At 65.6% G+C, this 15,844-nt stretch carries 14 protein-coding genes; 10 read left to right on the top strand and 4 right to left on the bottom strand.

Annotated features, from left to right (window positions below):
- Positions 1-13: 13 nt before the first annotated feature.
- From CJO11_RS08885 to CJO11_RS08905, 5 genes are all read left to right on the top strand, one after another.
- A complete protein-coding gene (locus CJO11_RS08885; RefSeq protein ID WP_095012389.1) occupies positions 14-1,099 on the top strand; it encodes a COX15/CtaA family protein in 1,086 nt (361 codons plus the stop codon).
- Positions 1,096-1,797, top strand: a complete 702-nt coding sequence (locus CJO11_RS08890; protein ID WP_095012390.1) for a hypothetical protein — start codon at positions 1,096-1,098, stop codon at positions 1,795-1,797. Before CJO11_RS08885 ends, CJO11_RS08890 begins: the two co-directional genes overlap by 4 nt.
- A 152-nt stretch (positions 1,798-1,949) precedes the next feature.
- Positions 1,950-2,429 carry a 50S ribosomal protein L13 gene (gene rplM, locus CJO11_RS08895; protein WP_095012391.1) on the top strand — a complete coding sequence of 160 codons (480 nt, stop codon included), beginning with the start codon at positions 1,950-1,952 and terminating at the stop codon, positions 2,427-2,429.
- Positions 2,429-2,947 carry a 30S ribosomal protein S9 gene (rpsI, locus tag CJO11_RS08900; protein WP_095012392.1) on the top strand — a complete coding sequence of 173 codons (519 nt, stop codon included), beginning with the start codon at positions 2,429-2,431 and terminating at the stop codon, positions 2,945-2,947. The genes rplM and rpsI overlap by 1 nt, the downstream gene beginning before the upstream one ends.
- Positions 2,948-3,092: 145 nt before the next feature.
- On the top strand, positions 3,093-4,043 hold the full coding sequence (locus CJO11_RS08905) for a glycosyltransferase family 2 protein (RefSeq protein WP_095012393.1): 951 nt from the start codon (positions 3,093-3,095) through the stop codon (positions 4,041-4,043).
- Here CJO11_RS08905 and CJO11_RS08910 read toward each other — a convergent pair.
- The gene (locus CJO11_RS08910) at positions 4,040-5,152 is read right to left on the bottom strand and encodes a glycosyltransferase (RefSeq protein ID WP_169829164.1); all 1,113 of its coding nucleotides are present in this window, start codon (positions 5,150-5,152) and stop codon (positions 4,040-4,042) included. The two genes, CJO11_RS08905 and CJO11_RS08910, sit on opposite strands and share 4 nt — an antisense overlap.
- A 94-nt stretch (positions 5,153-5,246) precedes the next feature.
- Between CJO11_RS08910 and CJO11_RS08915 the strand changes: the two genes are divergently transcribed.
- Positions 5,247-6,074 (top strand): glycosyltransferase family 2 protein, encoded by an 828-nt coding sequence (locus tag CJO11_RS08915; protein WP_095012395.1) that lies wholly within the window; start codon positions 5,247-5,249, stop codon positions 6,072-6,074.
- On the opposite strand, the gene CJO11_RS08920 is transcribed toward CJO11_RS08915, so the two are convergent.
- Complete coding sequence (locus CJO11_RS08920) at positions 6,071-7,087, bottom strand: glycosyltransferase family 2 protein (RefSeq protein WP_095012396.1); 1,017 nt, start codon at positions 7,085-7,087, stop codon at positions 6,071-6,073. The genes CJO11_RS08915 and CJO11_RS08920 overlap by 4 nt on opposite strands.
- A 98-nt stretch (positions 7,088-7,185) precedes the next feature.
- Here CJO11_RS08920 and CJO11_RS08925 point away from each other — a divergent pair, with 98 nt between their 5' ends.
- Together CJO11_RS08925 and CJO11_RS08930 are read left to right on the top strand one after the other, a co-directional pair.
- Entirely contained in the window at positions 7,186-8,091 is a 906-nt protein-coding gene (locus CJO11_RS08925; RefSeq protein ID WP_095012397.1) for a glycosyltransferase family 2 protein, read from the top strand.
- The gene (locus CJO11_RS08930; protein WP_095012398.1) at positions 8,088-9,146 is read left to right on the top strand and encodes a polysaccharide pyruvyl transferase family protein; all 1,059 of its coding nucleotides are present in this window, start codon (positions 8,088-8,090) and stop codon (positions 9,144-9,146) included. The genes CJO11_RS08925 and CJO11_RS08930 overlap by 4 nt, the downstream gene beginning before the upstream one ends.
- Here the strand turns inward: CJO11_RS08930 and CJO11_RS08935 are convergent.
- The gene (locus CJO11_RS08935) at positions 9,125-10,486 is read right to left on the bottom strand and encodes a lipopolysaccharide biosynthesis protein (RefSeq protein WP_095012399.1); all 1,362 of its coding nucleotides are present in this window, start codon (positions 10,484-10,486) and stop codon (positions 9,125-9,127) included. The two genes, CJO11_RS08930 and CJO11_RS08935, sit on opposite strands and share 22 nt — an antisense overlap.
- 57 nt (positions 10,487-10,543) lie before the next feature.
- Here CJO11_RS08935 and CJO11_RS08940 point away from each other — a divergent pair, with 57 nt between their 5' ends.
- Positions 10,544-12,427 carry an ArnT family glycosyltransferase gene (locus tag CJO11_RS08940; RefSeq protein ID WP_095012400.1) on the top strand — a complete coding sequence of 628 codons (1,884 nt, stop codon included), beginning with the start codon at positions 10,544-10,546 and terminating at the stop codon, positions 12,425-12,427.
- Between the two features lie 69 nt (positions 12,428-12,496).
- Positions 12,497-14,281, top strand: coding sequence for a hypothetical protein (locus CJO11_RS08945; protein WP_150125007.1), 1,785 nt, complete (start codon positions 12,497-12,499; stop codon positions 14,279-14,281).
- Between the two features lie 12 nt (positions 14,282-14,293).
- On the opposite strand, the gene CJO11_RS08950 is transcribed toward CJO11_RS08945, so the two are convergent.
- Positions 14,294-15,832, bottom strand: a complete 1,539-nt coding sequence (locus tag CJO11_RS08950; protein ID WP_095012402.1) for a long-chain-fatty-acid--CoA ligase — start codon at positions 15,830-15,832, stop codon at positions 14,294-14,296.
- Positions 15,833-15,844 lie beyond the last annotated feature (12 nt).

Genomic DNA, 15,844 nt, shown 5'->3' on the forward strand with positions numbered 1-15,844 from the left:
AAACCCGCGCGATATGGTCGCCGCCTCGCCTGCTCCTCCCGCATTCGCCGGGTCCGTGCCCACTGCGCCGAAGCCGCGGGCAATCGCGCGCTGGCTGCTGATCGTCGCTTCGCTGGTCGTGGCAATGGTCGTGGTTGGCGGGATTACCCGCCTTACCGAGTCGGGATTGTCGATCACGGTATGGGATCCGATCACCGGCGCGATTCCGCCGCTGACCCATGCGCAGTGGCAGACCGAATTCGCGCACTACCGGCAGATCGATCAGTATGCCGCGGTCCACGCCGGCATGACGCTCGACCAGTTCAAGTACATCTTTTTCTGGGAATATTCGCACCGATTGCTGGGCCGCCTTATTGGCATGGCATTTGCGCTGCCGCTGCTGTGGTTTGCCATCCGCAAGGAAATCCCGAGTGGTTACACTTGGAGGCTGGTTGCCTTGCTGGCCCTTGGCGGGCTGCAGGGGGCGTTCGGCTGGCTGATGGTCCGCTCGGGACTCCAGCCGGGGATGACCGAGGTCGCGCCTGGCTGGCTTGCGACGCACTTGCTGACCGCGTTGTTCACGCTTGCGGGTCTCGTCTGGACTGCGCTCGACCTTCTGGCGCTGGCGCGCGATCCCGCCTCGCGCCCGGCCCGCCTCAAGCCGATTGCGGCAATCACCGGCGCGGTGCTGTTCGTGCAGCTGCTCTACGGCGCGCTGATGGCGGGCCTCAGGGCGGGGCATGTCACTGACCAATGGCCGCTGATGAACGGCACGATATTTCCCGGGTCGACCCGAGACCACGCGGCCCTCACCGGATACCTGTTCAACGATCCGGCGGTGGTCCATTTCATCCACCGCTGGTGGGCGTGGGTTGCGGTCGGGTTCCTGATCGTGCTCGCCCGCAAGGTTAAGGCGAGCGGCGTCCGGCCCGCATCGATTGCGATCCACATCGCATTCGGCACTCAGATCCTGCTCGGCATTGCAGTCGTGTGGACTGGCGTGCCGATCTGGCTCGCAGCGCTTCACCAGCTGGTCGGCGCGCTACTTGTGGTCGCCACGGCGTGGGGTGCACATGCGGTCGGCCGGCAGCCGACTTTGCTTGCAGAGGAGGCGCAGTGAGCCAGCTGGACCGCCGCGCCGCGCTGCAATTGCTGTCGGCGGCCGCATTCACGGCGGTTCCTGCCGGTACAGCGGGTGCCTCGGTTCCCCGCATCGCGCCGCCGCAAGGCAAGCTGGCGCTCTCCCGCCGCCTGGTCCGCACCTTGGGGGATGGCGCCCGGATCGTAGTTTCACGGACGTGGCAGGTCACGTTCGCTCCGATTGCAACCGGATATCGTGTCGACGGAAGGCAGGTCTCGGTCACTGTCGATACCCCGCCCGGGCTCGCTGCCTTGGCGGCATTGGAACGGCAGCGCGACGAACGCGGCCTGTTTCCCATCCTGCTCGATCCCTCCGGGTTGATCGTCGAACACAACAAGTTCGTCGATTCGCCTGAGATAGATAGTGCGCTCGACCGGGTCCGCAGTGAGATCGATACCGAAGACATGTCTGCCAGGCTGCTTCTGGCAAAGCTCCAGTCGAGCGCGGAAACGATCGTCAGCCGGCTTCCGCGCGACCTGCTTGCTCCGCGCAGCGACGGATGGACCGAGCAACGTTCGCTGCCTCTGCCCGATGGCACTACGGGTGAAGTAACGGTCCGTTTCGTTGCCTCCCGCTCGCCCGACGGCCTGCTCGATCGTGCCGAGCGGACGGTCACCTCGACGGTCGGTTCGAGCAGCAGGATTTCAGCAGAACATTGGGCGCTCCAGTCAGCCTGAATATTCCACGCTGGTTGTGGCGGTATTATTTTACCTCTCTCGAAACCCGCAGAATTGCTTGACTTCGCGAGGTGAGATCGACAAATGCGCCGCTTCCGCGTGGGTGCCCGGCTTGGGATTCGCGCAGTGATGACATTCGAAGGAATCCAGCCATGAAGGCGCTCACCAAGACGACCCGGTCGATCAAGCCGGCCGAGGTCGAAAAGAAATGGCACCTGATCGATGCCGACGGCCTGGTAGTCGGTCGCCTCGCGACGATCGTTGCCAACATACTGCGCGGCAAGAACAAGCCCAGTTTCACCCCGCACGTCGACTGCGGCGATCACGTGATCGTGATCAACGCCGACAAGGTGAAGTTCACTGGCAAGAAGCTGACCGACAAGAAGTACTACAAGCACACCGGCTACGCTGGCGGCATCAAGGAAACCACACCGGCCAAGGTGCTGGAAGGCAAATTCCCCGAGCGCGTGCTCGAAAAGGCTGTCGAGCGGATGATCCCGCGCGGCCCGCTCGGCCGCCAGCAGATGAAGGCGCTGCACCTCTATGCCGGCACCGAACACCCGCATGACGGCCAGCAGCCCGAAGTGCTCGACGTCGCTTCGATGAACCGCAAGAACAAGGTTACCGCGTGATGGCTGACGAAAACAACACTGTGTCGGATCTCGCCGACCTCAAGGATATCGCCGGTGATGCGCCTGCCGCTGACGCGGAAGCGATCGCCCAGTCCCCCGAAGCGCCGCTGCGCGAGCAGGAGCTCGACCAGCATGGCCGCGCCTATGCCACCGGTCGCCGCAAGGATGCCGTGGCCCGCGTGTGGCTCAAGCCGGGTTCGGGCAAGATCACCGTCAACGGCCGCGATCAGGAAGTCTACTTCGCGCGTCCGACGCTGCGCCTGGTGATAAACCAGCCGTTCGGCGTGACCGATCGCACCGGCCAGTACGACATCGTTGCTACCGTTCGCGGTGGTGGCCTTTCGGGTCAGGCGGGTGCCGTCAAGCACGGTATCAGCCAGGCGCTGAGCAAGTACGAGCCGGCGCTGCGCAGCGCTATCAAGGCTGCCGGGTTCCTGACCCGCGACAGCCGCGTGGTCGAGCGCAAGAAGTACGGCCGCGCCAAGGCCCGCCGCAGCTTCCAGTTCTCGAAGCGCTAACGCTTCTTCCGGTATTCCGGATACGGCAAGGGCGGCTCCTTCAAGGGGGTCGCCCTTTTGCTATCGGAGGCAACGAGCCGGGCTTGCCGGTAGCGGTGGCGATCCGCAGGCCCTATGGGGGGCAGCGACAAGGGACCGACATCGCATGACCAAGCTCATCATCCAGATCCCGGCATTCAACGAGGCGGACCACTTGCCCGAGACGATCGCGTGCCTGCCGCGCGCGATCCCGGGGGTCGATACGATCGAATACCTCGTGATCGACGACGGCAGCCGCGACGGTACGTCGGAGGTCGCACGTTCGCTCGGCGTACACCATGTCGTGCGGCATCGCCGCAACCGCGGGCTGGCAGCAGCATTCCGCAGCGGAATCGAGGCAGCGCTGGCCGCAGGTGCCGACGTGATCGTCAACACCGATGCCGACAACCAATACGAAGGCGCGGATATCGCTGCGCTGGTCCAACCGATCCTCGACGGCAGCGCGGACGTGGTTATCGGCGATCGAGGGGTCGGCCAGAACGCGCATTTCGGCCCGCTCAAGCGCCTGCTCCAACGGCTCGGCAGCGCCACCGTGCGGCGCTTGTCGCGGGTGCAGGTCGACGATGCGGTGAGCGGATTCCGTGCAATGAGCCGTGAGGCGGCAGGGCGAATCTACGTCACCACCGAATTTTCATACACCACCGAGATGCTCATCCAGGCCGGGCGCAAGCGGATGGCGGTGACTTCGGTCCCTGTGCGAACCAATGGCCCAATTCGCCCGTCGCGGCTGTTCAGCTCGATCCCGCAGTTCATCGTCAATACCGGCACCACGATCCTGCGCGCCTATGCGCAGTACAATGCGCTGAAGATATTCGCGTTTGTCGGTGCGTTGCTTGGAGTGATCGGCGCAATTCCCGTGCTACGGTTCCTCTATTTCTTCCTGGACGGGAAGGGCGATGGCCACCTGCAATCGCTGGTGCTTGGAGTCGGGCTGCTGGTGCTGGGGTTCCTGTGTGTCATGCTCGGGATCCTCGCCGATCTCGTCAGTGCCAACCGCAAACTGCTCGAACAGCTTTCCAACCGCGTGCGGCGGATCGAAGACAATCTCGACGACTAGCCGAGCAATGCGTCGGCTAGTCGCGCCCACGACAAGCTGGCGCGCTGGCCAGCCAGCGCAGGTTGCATTGATCGGGCATTTTCGCGGGTGACTTTGGTCGCGAGCAGCGCGGCCAAGGCGTCGACATCGCCCGCTGGAAACAGCCACCCGGTCTCGCCGTCGCAAACCGCTTCGCGCAGACCCGGCACATCGCTGGCGATGACCGGACGCTCGTAATGCTGTGCTAACGCCAGTACGCCCGAACCGCTGGCTGCGCGGTAGGGTGCCACCAAAGCATCGCAGCGGGTGAACAATTCGGCGGTTTCGGCATCCGACTGGTAGCGCGGGATGATCTCGACCAGCGGTTCGATACCCAGTTGCGCAACTTGTCGGCGCACACCGTCGAGGCCAGACCAGAATTCGCCCGCAACGGTCAGCTTGACGTCGCGAAGCTCTCTCTTGGCAAGCGCATCGAGCAGCACATCCAGTCCCTTGTAGGGCCGCACCAGCCCGTAGAACAGCAGCTCCAGGCCCGCCCGACGGGGCAGGCTGCCGGTTGGCGCTGGATAGTCGTCGTAGAGCGGATGCGGACAGATCGCCGAGGGGAGAAGCGGCGCAATTCGGGCAATTTCTGCCGCGACAGGCGCATTGTGCGCGACGGCCCGGCCTGCCTGCATGACCTGCCAACCGAGCAGGCGGTTCTTCCATCTGGCGGCTTCGTGATCGCGCGCGTTGTGGACCATTGCCACCACTTCGATGCCGCGCTTGCGCAGGCTGCGGGATATCCACCCAAGCGCAGGAGCGACGAAGAATGTCCATGCGGGGACGATCGCGATGTCGGGCGCGAATTCGGCGATCTCCTTTGCGGTGCGTCCCCAGCTCAGCGGAAGGAGTGTGTCGATTGAGGTCGCAACGGCCACTCCAGCTGGAGGGGCCAGCGCCGGATCGACCTGCGCTTCACCAGGGAATAACCGCGCTGGGTATTGCCGGCTGAATGACCACGCCCGCACCTCCAGCCCTTTGCGCCCTGCCAACTCTGCCGCCAGCGCACAGGTATGCCGCGCGATCCCGCTGCGCAGTGGCGGCAGCGGGCCGACGATGGCTATGCGCTTGGGTTTGGTGTCGGGCATGGGGGAGTGCTTGAGGGCCGGGCCGTTGGAGACTAGGGGCGAAGTTCGCATTGGCAGGTAGCACCCGCGCTGCCGCTTCGACAGGGGATATCGCTTGACTGCCGCCGTCACGATTACCCTCACCCGCTATGCCGAACCCGATGCGCTGGTGGCCGAGGCGATCCGCCATGCTGTTGCGCAGGAAGGCGTCACCGGCGAAGTGCTGTTCATCGAACAGGACATGGGCGGCGGCATCACCGAAGCGATGTTCGCGGGCGGAAACCTCGCCTTCCGGATGATCCGCGGCGAACTTCGCGGCCTGTCGCACGCGCGCAACCTCGCGATGGACGAAGCGGCACATGGCAACCTCCTGTTCCTCGATGCCGATGCGATGGCCCGGCCCAACTGGGCCGCCCAGCTGGCGCGGGTTCTTGACGGCGACCCCAAGGTAGCAATCGTCGGCAGCCGGATCGTACCCGGCTGGCCCGGCGCGCCTCCGCTATGGGCGAAGGCGCGGGTAGTCGCTGACCAGTATTCGATGCTCGACCTGGGAAATGCCACACTCCCGTATCATCGCGTCGTCGGTGCAGCGTTCGGCGTCGATCTTGCCAAGCTGCCTCCGCACATGCGGTTCGATCCCACGCTCGGGCGGCGCGAAGGGAAGTTGTTCAGCGGCGAAGAGAGCGAGTTCTGCGCGCGTGCCGTCGCGGCGGGGCTGGAGATCCGCTATTGCGGCGCGGCGTGCGTGACGCACGTTGTTTCACCCGAACGCACCCGCCTGCCGTGGATTGCGCGGCGGCTGTTCTACGCCGGACACGGCCGAGCGGTGCTGGGCGGCGCGCCGGCACCTTCACGCAAGCCGGGGCTGGCTGACTGGCTGACGCTGCCGATTACCCTGCCGCCCTACGCGCTCGGCTGGCTCAAGGGTAAGCTCCTGGGCTAGGGGGCGGGCCGCTGCGCCTTCCAGCCCTTCAGTTCCAGGAACCGCACCGCCAGCGGCCCGAGCAGGTCGGGCGCAAGCCGCGCGAATGCGATGCCGAGCCGTGCTGCCTGCATTCCGCCACTGCGCAGGAACGCCTCTGCTATCATTCCCGCCGCGCGCCGTTTCGCCCAAAGCCCCACGCCGTCGAACGCAATTGCCGCGCGCATTCCGCTGATCGCTTCGGCAAGCAATGCTGCGTCGGGATCGCGCTGGCGGTAGAGCACGTCGATAAACCCACCGAGCCGCTTGTGCAGTGCTTCGGGATAGTGCGTAGAGACCTGCTCCCACGCGATGTTGCGTGCCGCAAGGTCTTGTTCGGCCAGCTTGCTGCTGGAGATGTTGTCCGGGTGCATCCGGTAGTGGACCAGCACCTCCTCCAGCACTGCTATCCTGCCCGCCTGGGCAAGCTTTCCGGCCAGCCGGAAATCCTGCGCGAAGCGAAAATCTTCAGCGTAGCGCACAGGCGTTCCGTCCGGCAGCAGGCGGCGATAGCAGAATCCTGGGTGGACCATCGGCATTCGCAGCCGCACGGTCCATCCGGCTACCCGCCAGTCCATCGGATTGCTGCGGATGAACCGCTGGCGACCCGCTTCGTCGATCGAGGCATAGCTGCAGCCGACCAGCAGGTGATCGGGATGCGCGTCGAGAAATGCGACCTGCTTCGCGAACCGTTCGGGCAAAGCAACGTCATCGGCGTCCATCCGGGCAACGATCGGCGCGCGTGCTTGCTCCAGTGCGCGGTTGGCGCTGGGGTAGGGGCCGAGGTTGCTTTCGTTGCGGATCACCCGCACCCGCGAATCGCGTGTGGCATAGTCGGCGAGAATCTGCGGGGTAGCGTCGCCGCTCGTGTCGTCGACCACCAGCAGCTCGAAATCCGCCATCGTCTGCGCCAGCATGCTGTCCATCGCTTCGCGCAAGTGCCGTTCGCCGTTGAACACGGTCATCACCACCGAAAGGCGCGGGGTTGCGGTCACGAAGGCGGGCTTTCTCGGCTGGGTGCGAATTGCGCCCGGCGATAGCCGTGTTCGCGGCGCTTGTCGCGTCCCTACGCTGCGCACTATGGCGGCATGGCATGGACGGGTGTTCGATCATCATGGCAAGTCGCAACGGAGCGGATACCTTGCCGCTGGCGCTTGGCGCGCTGGCTGCGATCATTCGGCCGGATTGTGAATTCGAATACTTGCTGGTGGACAACGCAAGCGATGACGCCACGCCGCACTTGCTGCAGGCGTTCGCGGATCAGCATGGCGGCGAAGTGCTGGCCGAGCCGGTGCCCGGCAAGTCGCACGCGCTCAACCGCGCATTGGAGCGGGCACGGGGCGAACTGCTGGTATTTCTCGACGATGACGCCATGCCTGCACCGGACTGGCTGCGCGCCTACGTGGCGGCGGCGGAGCGCGACCCGGGCATCGCAGTTTTTGCCGGTGGCGTGACGCCGCACTGGCTCGCTACGCCCCCCGAGTGGCTGGCTTCGCTGGCGGCAGAGGGCCGGGCCTGCGGTTGCACAGCTGGAGGGAGGCCGGCCGCACCAATCGACCCGATTGACGTCAAAGGCGGTAATTTCGCCATGCGCCGCAGCGCGCTGGGTTCGCTTCGCTTCGAAACCGGAAAGGTCAATTTCGGGTCCGGCGGTACGTCGACCGGCGGCGAAGACACCCGTTTCGTGAGCGCGCTGGCCGAACGCGGCAATGCGATTTCGTTCGTTCCCGATGCGACAGTCGGGCATGTGATCGCTCCGGACGAGATGCGGCTCGGACACCAGTTGGCGCGGTTTGCGCGGATCGGGCGCGGTGCGGCGCTAGTCGAGGGGCAGACATTGCCGGAGGCGGCGTTGGCGGCTTTGAAAGTGCCTGCATTCGCTGTGCGGGCGGCAATACGGTTCGTGCTGGCCGATCGGACCGGTGCCGCCGATGCATTGACGCGGGCAGCGATGAACTACGGGCGGCTGAGCCAAGGCCTGACGAAGCGCGCCCGATGAGCCGTTTTCACTCTGCCTTCAATCTTGCCAGGACGGCTGGTTCGCGTGCGCTGCGACCTAGTAATCAACCCGGCTATATCGGCTGGGTCGGCCATGCGAACCTTGGCGACGAGGCAATGGTCGAAGCAGCGGAGAGCCTGCTTGGTGGCAAGGTGGAGCCGATGGCGACCCCGCGGATCGAGCAAATCCTTGGCGGCACTCCGCTTGGCGGCAAACGTCGACACCCCCACGTGTTCCTCGGCGGCGGGACGCTGGTCAACGCGGGGTATATCGAGCTTGTCGAAACCTGCCTTGCACAAGGCTCGCGGTTGGCGACACTCGGTACCGGGGTCGGCAGCGCGGGATTCTCAGGTGGCGAAGCGGGGCTCGATCCGCGCTGGGTTGCTGTCCTCAACCGATTCGAGAGGGTCGGGGTGCGCGGACCGCGCTCGCTGGCGCGGCTGAAGGCGGCGGGGGTCGAGCAGGCGGAAGTGATCGGCGACCTTGCGCTGGCGCTCACACCCGATGCGCCGCTGGCAGACCCGACGGCGAAGACCGTGCTGGTCAACACCTGCGTGGGGCAAAGCCACGCAGATACCGAACGTCTGGCACGGTTCGATGTCGCGCTGGCAGAGGCGCTGGTCGACCTTGCAAAGTCGGGCTGGACGGCAATCCCGGTGGCGTTCCATGCCGACGACCTCGCGCCGATTGCAGCACTATTGGAGCGGGCGGGTCTGGCGAACGAACCGATCCGCCAGCCGCGCGACTTCGCCGCCTATTCGGCGCTTACCAACGGCGCGAGCCTGTCGATCAGCGTGCGGCTTCACGGCAGCGTGCTGGCCTCGATGTGCGGAGTGCCGAACCTGCTGCTCGCCTATCGCGACAAGTGCCGCGACTTCGCCGAATCGATCGGAGCGGAGGAGTGCGTGGTCGCATACGAAGCGTTCTCGCCGACGCGGTTCACCGCCCATCTCGATGCGGTTCTCGCTGATCGTGCGCAGCGCAGCCGTTCGCTGCACGCACGGTGTCTCGATTATCGCGCGAAGCTGCGCGCCTATGTCGCGGCGCTGCCCTGATCCTTCGCCAGCAAGCCGAGCAGCGAGGGGTCGATCCCCAGCTTTCGGCGGATCGCCCACAGCAGCACGACGTTCCACGTGACCGTCGCGGCAAGAATCCCGCAGGCGGCCGCCGTCGCGCCGTAGATAGGGATAAATGCAAAGCCGACCGCGACGTTGACCGCGAGGCCCGCCAGCTGCCCCGCAACCGCGGTCCCGGTCCGCCCGGCCATCGCGAACAGCGCGCCGAGCGGCCCGCAGGCAGCGTTGAACACTTGCGCCAGCGCGACGATCCACAGCAGCGGCGCGCTGGCGGTGAAGTCCTTGCCGAATACCAGCATCAGCCACGGGCCGGTCCCGGCAATAACCAGGCCCGCAACGAGCGTGATTGCCGTGGTGGTCCAGGTGAAGGTGCGGGTGATCGAACGAATCTGCGCATGTTCGCCGTGGTGCCACAGCTCGGCCATGCGCGGGGCATAGCGCATCGTTGCCGCCTGCACCGGCAATGCGAGCAGCGGCGCGAGTCGCGCGACCGGCTGGAACAATCCGGTCTCGCGCGGGCCGGCAAAGGCCGCAAGCAGCAGCGTATTGACTTCGCCTTGCAGCAATGCCGCTAACCCCAAGCCGAGGAACGGGATTGCGGCCAACGTCGCTTGCTTGCCGCCCATCCATTCGCCGGGGCGGGGCAGCGCCCGCGCCTCGCTGCGCCATTGCCAGACAGCGGCCGCCAGAACACCCGCGAAAGCCGCTCCACTGGCGGCAACGACATAGCTCGCTGGGGTGAACCTCACGCCGATCAGCGCGATCGCAATCATCGTCGCGACCATCGCCAGCGGGCGGAGAAACTCGCCCGGCACTTGCGCCATCGCGACCCGACCGAAGCCTTGCGCCCAACCGCGCATCAACGCGATCAGCGCGAGCGGCATCACCAGCACTCCGCCGAGGGCGAGCGGAATCCGCAGTTCGTCCTCGATCCTGAGTTCGGGCACGAGCGCCAGCGTGGCGAGCGCCGCGACGAGCAATGTCCCGACCAAGGTCACTGCAAGCGAAAACCGCAGGAACGCCGCAATGGCTCCCGGTTCGCCCGCAGCCGTGCGCGAAGGTATTTCGCGCACCGCCAACGGCCCAAATCCGAGCATCGCGATACCCGACAGGACCTGTGCCGCCGAAACCACCGTTGCGGTGATGCCGTAACCCGCCGGACCGAGCAGCCGCGCAGTGAGGATCGCTTGCACGAACAGCAGGACCATGCCCGAAAGGCGAATCCCCATGCTGAGGCCGCTGGCCCGCGCGATCGGTCCGGCGGCCAGTCGGCGCACTTCCTCGAGCCCGCGCATCCAGTTGTGCTTGACTGTCTTCACCCGATTGCCACAGGCCCCCGTTCACGCGCCCCGAGGCTTTAGAGAACCGCGAGACAGATGGCATCCCCTATCCGCATTCCCGGCAAATACTGGCTGTTGGCCGCACTGCTCGCCGCTTTCGCCGCCGCGACATTTGCGCTTTCGCCGGGGTTGTTCACGCTCGACGAGTATATCAACTATCTCGGCGCGCACGCGATGATGGGCACCGGGAGCTACGTGTTTGCCAATGGTGCGCCGGGCCTCGCGTCGTACCAGCTCACTCCGATGCTGATGGTCAATGGCCCGGAAGGCATCGTGCCGCAGTACCCGCCGGGGATGGCTGTGCTCGGCGCGCCGCTGCTGGCGGCATTCGGGACGCACGGGCTGATGCTGGTCAATGCGCTGGCAGCGGCGGTGACCGTCTGGCTGCTCTGTCGCATGGCGGCACGCCATTTTGGCGGGGCGAAGACCGGGGTGGTCGCCGCCCTTCTCCTGCTCGCTTCGACGTTCTTCCTCGAATACGCGTTTGCGGTCTGGCCGCACTCGGTAGAGACGATGTGCCTCCTCGGCGCAATGGCTTTGGTGTTCGATTGCCTTTCGAGCGACCACCCCGAAGTCGCCCGCGCACTTGCGATCGGCGCTCTGGTCGGGCTGGGGCAGATGTTTCGCGCGGACGCGGTGCTGGCGCTCCCGGCGATCGGGCTCGCGCTTTTCGTCTTCACTGCGCGGCCCTATTTGCGGCTGGCGTTGGTTGGCGCAGGGTTCGCGCCGTTCATGGCGCTGTCCTCATGGATCAACCATGCGAAGTTCGGGACATGGAGCCCGGTGTCGTACGGCCAGAGCGGTGGCGGGGATACAGCGCTTGGTTCGCATATCCTTGCGATCGCCGCGCTTGCCGTGCTGGCGCTGGCGCTGGTTGGCGTGCGGCTGGCATGGGCGCGGGCGGGCAATCGCAAGCCGATCGTGTGGGCCGGGGCCGTGCTGTTTGTCGTCGGGCTGGTGGCGGCGCACGGCTTTGTCGAGCGCTACCTGCACGGGTTCTGGGCGCTGGTGGTCGATGCAACGACGATTCACGACACGCGCTCCGCGCTTACTTCGATGCCTGACGGGACGGTGCTGTTCTGGGGGTACTGGAAGAAAGCGCTCGGCCAGTCGATGCCGTGGCTTGCGCTGCTGTTTGCCGCACCGTTTGGAAAAAAGGGCGTCGATCGCAAGATCGGCCTCACGGTCCTGATGCTGGCCGTAGTGTGGAGCCTGCCGTTCTTTCCCAAGGATTGGCACGGCGGACTGGGCAGCAACATGCGCTATTTCCTGCCGCTGGTACCGTTCGCCTGTGCATTGGCGGCTGCGTTGCTGGCCGACCTGTGGAGCGCGGCGCGGTTCCCCTTCGCGATCGCGGCGCTGGGGCTGGCGGTGGGGAGCTGTGGGCACTGGCAGTGGGTCGAATATGCCCCGTCGCGTCTCGGCGGAGCGAGCCAGATACTGCCGACCTGGCTGTTCCTGGCGATCTCCGCGCTGGCGTTTGCGTCGGGCATTGCCTGGCGCGGGCAGCGGTGGATCCGCACGGCGCTGCTGCTTGCGGCAACGACGGGAGTCGGCGCGGCGACGATGATTTCTTACAGCGACTTCTGGATCGCCCAGCACACCCGCGACCGCTCGGTCGAATTGGGCCGCGAATACGGCCAGATGCCGATGCGCTCGATCGCATATGTCCCGGGCCGGTTCATGATCGGCTGGGTCGCCCGGCCCGGCCACGTCGTTGCCCAGCGCGACCCGAGCAACGGCCGGTTCGACTATCGCCTGATCGGACAGGCGTTCGCGCATGGATATCGGGTGTTCGTATGGCCGGGCTACGTCACCCGCGCATTGCGCGAACGCCACGATTTGCAGCTCGTGCCGACAGGCTTTGGAAGTGGCCCTGCAGAACTGCTCGAGATCGTTCCGGCACCTGACAGACAGTGACCAGCACACACAAGCTGCGGGTTATGAAGACGCTATCGTTCTGCAGTGTCCTTGGCTAACGTCGCGGTCATGACAGGCGCTAGCGATCCTGCCGCACCTCGGCCGTGTCTCGGGGTCGGTGTGACCGGGCACCGGCTGGCCGGGCTCGAACCTGATAGCCTGCCGTCGCTGCGCGCGCGCATCATGGCGGTGCTCGAGCGGTTGGAGGCGACAGCGTCGCTCGAGAGCCCGCAATGCCTGCGGCTGGTTACCGGCCTGGCGCAAGGGGCGGATTCGATCGCTGCCGAATGCGCGCTGGAGCGCGGCTGGCGGCTCGATTCGGTGCTTCCTTTCCCGCGCGACGATTACGCCGAAGATCACCAGCCCGCAGAAGCCAATGCACGCTATCTTGCCAACCTCGCCGCGAGCGAGGCGGTCTACGAGCTTGGCGGGGTACGCGATGCCAACGGGATGAGCGGGGCAGCTTACGAGCGGGCCGGGCGCGTGGTGCTCGAACAGTGCGACATCCTGATCGCGGTGTGGGACGGCAAGCCGGCGCGAGGGCGCGGCGGATCGGCCCAGATCATCGCCGAAGCGGTCGCTGATGGCATCCCCGTTATCCATCTCGATTCGCACGCCGAAGGCGCGCCCAAGCTGCTGTGGAGCGGACTCGAAGAAGTCGACCTCGGCAGCCAGACGGTCGATAGCGTTGCGCGACTTGAGCTCGATGCGCTTCCTTCGGTGGTGACCCCGCTGCTCAGCGCGCCCGCCGACGCCGGTGAGCGCTCCATCGTCGGCCGCTTCGAGGCGGTCGGCGAACGGCGCTTGTCGCTCGCCGTGGCCTATCCGGTGCTGCTTGCCTTGTTCGGCGTGCGGCGATTGCGAAAGTCGGATTTCGACGGGCGACTCGACCTTGCCGGGAGCAGCGAGCAGATCGCCAGCCATTGCCGCGACGATGGACCTTTTTGCGGCCGGATGAACGGCATCCTGCTGCCGCGCTTTGCCGAATCGGATGCAGTTGCGCGGCGATCATCGCAGTTGTTTCGCAGCGCCTATGTCGGCAATTTCGGCTTCGCGGCTCTGGCGGTGTCGCTATCGCTGCTCGGGCTGGTCCTGCCGCACTCGTTCAAGCCGCTGCTGGTGTCGATCGAACTGGTGATCATCGCGCTGATCCTGATCCAGACGCGAACTGGCAACCGGGCGAACTGGCATGCGCTTTGGCTCGACAATCGCGCGCTCGCCGAGCGATTGCGTTGCCTGTCGATAGCGAGCCGCCTTGGGATTCTCGACTTGCGCGCCCACGCCAAGGAGACCGCCGAGTGGGTGGCGTGGTGTGTGCGCGCGACCGCGCGCGAAGTTGGCTTGCCGTCTGCCCATGTCGACGAGGCCTATCTTGGCAGGGTGCGCGAAGACCTTGTCGAGCTGATCGATGGCCAGACCGATTACATGCGAACCGATGCCAGCCGGATGCACCGGATGGATCACCGGCTACATCTGCTCGGCACCACTTTGTTCGGGCTGACCGCGCTTGCGTGCATATTCCTGCTGGGGATCAAGGCCGCCGGGATGGTAGAAAGCAACGTCGAGCACCTGGCCGATCGCGCGACGCTGATCGTGACGATCCTCACCGCCGCGTTGCCTGCGGTTGGGGCGGCGATCTACGGCATCCGGATGCAGAGCGATTTTGCCGGGATTGCGCAGCGCAACCAGGAGCTTGGTGAAGACCTTGCCGCATTGCGTCGGCTAATTGTGGCCGAGCCGCTCGATTTCGATATCCTCAACTTGCGCACACGCCGGGTCACCAGCCTACTGACAGCCGACCTGTCGGACTGGTTGCATACTTTCCACGCGCGCCCGCTGGCGCTGCCTGGTTGAAGCCCCAGCGGCTCAGTTGACCTGGCGTTCCTGCCCTTCCCAATAAGGTGCACGCAGTTCGCGGCGGAGGATTTTGCCCGAGGGGTTGCGTGGCAGCGCGTCGATGAAATCGACCGACTTGGGGCATTTGAACCCGGCGATCTTCGCTCGCGCGTGCGCGATCACGGTCGCTTCGTCGAGGTCCGACCCGGGCCGACGGACGATCACTGCCTTGACCGCTTCGCCCCACTTTGCATCGGGCACGCCGATCACTGCGACGTCGGCGATGTCTGGATGGCCGTAGATAGCGCTTTCGACCTCTGCCGGATAGACGTTCTCTCCGCCCGAGATGATCATGTCCTTGATGCGGTCCTGGATGAAGAGATAGCCCTCTTCGTCCATTATTCCCGCATCGCCGGTGCGTAGCCAGCCGTCATCGCTCAGCGCGCGCGCGGTCTCTTCGGGGCGATTCCAGTATCCGGCCATCGTGGTCGGCCCCTTGATCGCGATCTCGCCGATTTCGCCGGGCGGCAATGGATTGCCGTTCTCGTCTAGGATCTTGAGTTCGACCGAAGGAAGCGCTTTGCCGGCCGAGCGCATCACGTGTTCGCGGCCCGGCAGGTGGTCTTCGGGAGCGAGCGCGACGACCGTGCCGTAGGTCTCTGTCATCCCGTACATCTGCGCGAAATCGCACTTTAGCCGTTCGACCCCGCGCTTGAGCAAATCGAGCGGGATCGGGCTCGCGCCGTAGGCCATCCCCTCGAGGTTGGAGAAATCGGCATCCTGCGCGTCGGGGTGGTCGAGCATGATCTGGAGCGCAGCGGGCACCAGGAAGCACCACTTGGCCTTGTGGACCTGCACGTCGCGGATCAGCGCGGCGGGATCGAATTCGGTATGGATGATCGCCTGCTGGCCGCCGTTTACCGCTCCGGTAATGGTGCCGACCCCCGCGATATGGCCGAACGGCATCGCGTGGATCACCGATTCGCCCGGTTCGGAGGTGAACCACCCGATCCCCGAATCCTGCATGATCGGGCGTAGCACTGTCGCGTTGCGGTGGGTCAGCATCACCCCCTTGGGCATCCCCGTGGTGCCCGAGGTGTAGAGCTGCAGGAACACGTCGCCGGTTTCGACAGGTATCTTGACCGGCGCATCGGACTGCGCGTCGCGCCATGCGTCGAAGCGCTCGTCCATGATCACTCGCGGGCCGTCGTATTCCTGGCCCTCGAACAGCGGCTCGACGAACAGCGCCGCAGCCTCGCAATCCTTGAGGATGAAGGCGATTTCCGCCGGGGCGAGACGCCAGATGATCGGCACCAGCACCATGCCGGCGCGCGCCGCGCCCATCAGCAGTTCGCACGCGCGGTCGGCATTCTTGCCGAGATAGGCGATGCGGTCGCCCTTCTCGAAGCCCATTGCGGCAAGCCCGTTGGCTACTTGCGTCGCGTGGTGATCGTAGGTCTTCCAGTCGGTCGTGCGCCCTGCACAGCGCAGCGCGATTGCGTCGGGTGTGCCAGCGGCCCACTCACTCAGTGCGCTGCCGATGGTGCGCGAACGGTCGGGGTAATCCATCGCCTCTCCTTG

Source organism: Tsuneonella mangrovi, from assembly GCF_002269345.1.
GTDB classification, from domain to species: domain Bacteria; phylum Pseudomonadota; class Alphaproteobacteria; order Sphingomonadales; family Sphingomonadaceae; genus Tsuneonella; species Tsuneonella mangrovi.

Excerpts from the sequence above, each read along its gene's own strand:
- CJO11_RS08885 (WP_095012389.1), top strand. The coding sequence starts at position 14 with ATGGTCGCCGCCTCGCCTGCTCCTCCCGCATTCGCCGGGTCCGTGCCC.
- rplM (WP_095012391.1), top strand. The coding sequence starts at position 1,950 with ATGAAGGCGCTCACCAAGACGACCCGGTCGATCAAGCCGGCCGAGGTC.
- rpsI (WP_095012392.1), top strand. The coding sequence starts at position 2,429 with ATGGCTGACGAAAACAACACTGTGTCGGATCTCGCCGACCTCAAGGAT.
- CJO11_RS08905 (WP_095012393.1), top strand. The coding sequence starts at position 3,093 with ATGACCAAGCTCATCATCCAGATCCCGGCATTCAACGAGGCGGACCAC.
- CJO11_RS08910 (WP_169829164.1), bottom strand. The coding sequence starts at position 5,152 with ATGCCCGACACCAAACCCAAGCGCATAGCCATCGTCGGCCCGCTGCCG.
- CJO11_RS08925 (WP_095012397.1), top strand. The coding sequence starts at position 7,186 with ATGGACGGGTGTTCGATCATCATGGCAAGTCGCAACGGAGCGGATACC.
- CJO11_RS08930 (WP_095012398.1), top strand. The coding sequence starts at position 8,088 with ATGAGCCGTTTTCACTCTGCCTTCAATCTTGCCAGGACGGCTGGTTCG.
- CJO11_RS08940 (WP_095012400.1), top strand. The coding sequence starts at position 10,544 with ATGGCATCCCCTATCCGCATTCCCGGCAAATACTGGCTGTTGGCCGCA.
- CJO11_RS08945 (WP_150125007.1), top strand. The coding sequence starts at position 12,497 with ATGACAGGCGCTAGCGATCCTGCCGCACCTCGGCCGTGTCTCGGGGTC.
- CJO11_RS08950 (WP_095012402.1), bottom strand. The coding sequence starts at position 15,832 with ATGGATTACCCCGACCGTTCGCGCACCATCGGCAGCGCACTGAGTGAG.